This window comes from Streptomyces hygroscopicus subsp. hygroscopicus, assembly GCF_001553455.1.
Classification (GTDB): Bacteria; Actinomycetota; Actinomycetes; order Streptomycetales; family Streptomycetaceae; genus Streptomyces; species Streptomyces hygroscopicus.
The window spans coordinates 1-3,413 of sequence record NZ_BBOX01000616.1 but is presented as its reverse complement, the minus strand read 5'-3'; the positions used below and the strand labels follow the sequence as shown (position 1 = coordinate 3,413).

General features: G+C 73.1%; 3 protein-coding genes. 2 read left to right on the top strand and 1 reads right to left on the bottom strand.

Going from position 1 to position 3,413, the window contains the following annotated elements; genetic code table 11:
• Window positions 1-53: 53 nt before the first annotated feature.
• Entirely contained in the window at window positions 54-1,034 is a 981-nt protein-coding gene (locus tag AXW62_RS39340; RefSeq protein WP_060948526.1) for an aldo/keto reductase, read from the bottom strand.
• Window positions 1,035-1,161: 127 nt separating this feature from the next.
• Here AXW62_RS39340 and AXW62_RS39335 point away from each other — a divergent pair, with 127 nt between their 5' ends.
• On the top strand, window positions 1,162-2,211 hold the full coding sequence (locus tag AXW62_RS39335) for an LLM class F420-dependent oxidoreductase (RefSeq protein ID WP_030839136.1): 1,050 nt from the start codon (window positions 1,162-1,164) through the stop codon (window positions 2,209-2,211).
• 326 nt (window positions 2,212-2,537) lie between these two features.
• A complete protein-coding gene (locus AXW62_RS39330; RefSeq protein WP_060948525.1) occupies window positions 2,538-3,335 on the top strand; it encodes a ferritin-like domain-containing protein in 798 nt (265 codons plus the stop codon).
• Window positions 3,336-3,413 lie beyond the last annotated feature (78 nt).

Genomic DNA, 3,413 nt, shown 5'->3' with positions numbered 1-3,413 from the left:
GGGGTCGGCCTCCTCGGGCGCGGATGCGGCCTCGCCGGCGAGGCGGTCGGTACTCACAGCGTGCTCCAGTCCTGATCGGGATAGCGGTGCACGGGCGCCGACACATCGTCCAGCGCCTGGCAGATCTCGTCCGGAAGACTAAGGCTCTCCGCCGACAACGCCGCCCTGAGCTGCTGCGCGTTCCGCGCGCCGACGATCGGCGCGGTCACCCCCGGGCGGTCGCGGACCCAGGCCAGCGCCACATTGAGCGGGGTGGTCGCCAGGCCGTCGGCGGCTATGGCGACCGCGTCGACGATCCGGCCGGCCTCCTCGTCCAGATACGGCGCGACGAAGGCCGCGAGCTCGGAGGCGCCGCGCGAGTCGGCGGGGGTCGTGTGGCGGTACTTGCCGGTCAGCACCCCGCGGCCGAGGGGCGAGGAGGGCAGCAGACCGACGCCGAGGTCGAGGGCGGCGGGCAGCACCTCGCGCTCCACACCGCGCTGGAGCAGTGAGTACTCCATCTGCGTGCTGGCCAGCCGGGCGTGCGCCCCGGAGGAGGCCAGCTGCCAGGTGGCGGCCTTCGCGAGCTGCCAGCCGCTGAAGTTGGACACCCCCACATAGCGGGCCCGTCCGCTGCTGACCGCCAGGTCGAGCGCCTGCAGGGTCTCCTCGAGCGGGGTGAACGGGTCGAAGGCGTGCACCTGCCACAGATCGACGTAGTCCGTGCCCAGCCGCTCCAGGGAGGCGTCCAGCGCGGCCAGCAGATGGCCGCGCGAACCGTCGAAGCGGCGGTCGGGGTCGGGCACGCTGCCGGCCTTCGTGGCGATCTGCAGATCGCGCCGCGGCAACAGCCCTTCCAGCAGCTGCCCCAGGATGTATTCGGCGCCGCCGTCCGCGTACACATCCGCGGTGTCGACAAGCGTGCCGCCCGCCTCCCAGAACGCCTTGAGCTGATCCGCGGCGTCGTGTTCGTCGGTGTCCCGCCCCCAGGTGAGCGTGCCGAGCCCGAGCCGGGAAACGCGCAGGCCCGTGCGGCCGAGGTGCCTTAGCTCCATGAACATCGAGATTACTGGCCGGAAAGCGCCTCGTGACAGCCTGTGGATAACCCGCCCCTGACGTATCCCGGCCGTGCGCGCTAGAGTCCCCGGAACAGCGACGTTACTGATCAGTAAGGGGTGCGGTATGAGGCTTGGCATCAACCTCGGCTACTGGGGCGCCGGAATGGACGCGGACAACCTCGCGGTCGCCCGCGAGGCCGACCGGCTCGGCTACGCCGTCTGCTGGGCCGCCGAAGCCTACGGTTCGGACGCCGCCACCGTGCTCGCGTGGGTCGCCGCGCAGACCGAACGCATCGACGTCGGCTCCGCCATCTTCCAGATCCCGGCCCGCACCCCGGCCATGACCGCCATGACCGCCGCCACCCTCGACACCCTCTCCGGGGGCCGCTTCCGCCTCGGACTCGGCGTCTCCGGGCCCCAGGTGTCCGAGGGCTGGTACGGCGTGCGGTTCGACAAGCCGCTGGCCCGCACCCGCGAGTACGTGGAGATCATCCGCAAGGCGATGTCGCGCGAGCGGCTGACGCACCAGGGCCGGAGCTGGACCCTGCCGCTGCCCGACGGCCCCGGCAAGCCCCTGAAGCTCACCGTGCACCCGGTGCGGGAGTACATCCCGCTGTACATCGCGGCCATCGGCCCGAAGAACCTGGAGCAGACCGGCGAGATCGCTGACGGCGCCCTGGTGCTGTTCTACGCGCCCGAGCACGCCGAGGCGACCACGCTCGGCTCGCTGCGCGCGGGCCGGGCGAAGGTGGGCAAGGACCTCGAGGGCTTCGACGTGGTGCCCACCGTCCCGATGGCCCTCGGCGACGACGTCCGCGCCCTCGCCGACCAGTTCCGCCCGTACACCGCGCTCTACGTGGGCGGCATGGGCAGCGCCAAGCAGAACTTCTACAACAAGCTCGCGCAGCGCATGGGGTACGAGAAGGAGGCCGCCGAGATCCAGGAGAAGTACCTGTCCGGCGACAAGGAGGGCGCCGCCGCGGCCGTCCCGCACGAGCTGATCGACTCCACCGCGCTGCTCGGCCCCGTCGAGCGCATCGCCGACCGCATGCAGGCGTACGCGGAGGCCGGGGTCACCACGCTGTCGCTGAATCCCGCGGGCTTCACGCTGGAGGAGCGGCTGGCCGCGCTGCGGGCGGGCGTCGAGGCCCTGGAGCGCGCCGGGCTCGCGTAGGCGCCGGGCTCGCGTAGCACCGCGACACGCCGTACAACGCCGCCGGGAGGCCCTCGGAGCGGCGGCCCGGCACCGCGCCGGGAACGTTCCGCGGCCGTGGTGGGGGCTCGGGGGTCTTCCCCGCCACGGCCGTCGTCCAGCACAACGCCGCCGGCGCCCGGCGGTTACGCGGACCCGGCGCCCGCGGGGTCCTCCGTTCGGCCGAACCGCGCGCCCGAGCTGTTGCCGCCGCTCCCACCGGGCCGTTGACTTTTGCTGCGCCGCCCGGCGCGGATGTCGGCGCGGAAGCGCGGGCGGCGCACGACAAGCGCACGGAGGTGGCGGCGATGCTCTCGGCGAAAAGCCTGTTCCAGGAGATCCTCGACAACGACGAGACGTTCCGGCTCTTCTGCTCCGTCGCCGCGAGCGGGGAGGCTCAGGGCGGCTGGGAGAACGGCCGGATCGCCGCGCTCGTGCCCGAGAGCCGGCGCGACCTCGCGCCCAAGATCGCCCGCCATGGCGCCGACGAGGACAAGCACGGCCGGATCTTCAACGCCCTGCTCCGCAAGCGCGGTCTGGAGCCCCTGGAGGTGCCGCGCGAGACCGACTACACGATGCTGCTGGAGGCGCGTGGCATCGGTCTCGCCCATGACAAGCTGCGCCGCGACGAGCCGCTCACCGAGCACGACCTCGTGCTCTACCTCGCCCACAGCCGGGTCACCGAACAGCGCGCCGCCGCCCAGATGACGATGTTGCGCAGGTGCCTCGGCGACCATCCCGACCTCGGCCGCGCGGTGCGCCTGATCGCCGAGGACGAGGAGAACCACCTCGCCTACTGCCACGAGGAACTGCTGCGCCTGGCCGCCGCCGGGCACGGCCGGGCCATCCAGCGGGCCCTTCGGGAGAGCGCGCTGGTCGAGATGCGGGTCTACCGGGACGTCAGCCTCGCCGTGATGGCCCGTATGGGGCGCGTTCTCGGCTGGTCCAAGGCGAAGTCCGCGCTGCTCGCGGCCGGGATCCACGCCCTGTACGGCTATGAGCGGCTGGGCGGCTGGCGGCGCATGGTGTCGCTGCGGATGCCCGAGCGGCGGAACGCGCTGGGCGGGCCCGCGAAGCCCGCTTCCGAGGCGCCGGAGTTGGTCTGAACCCGGCGACGGGGCGCGGCGGCGCTGGCGGGCGCCCGGCGCTGCGCGGGCGGGCAACGGCGCGTGGGCGCGTAGCGC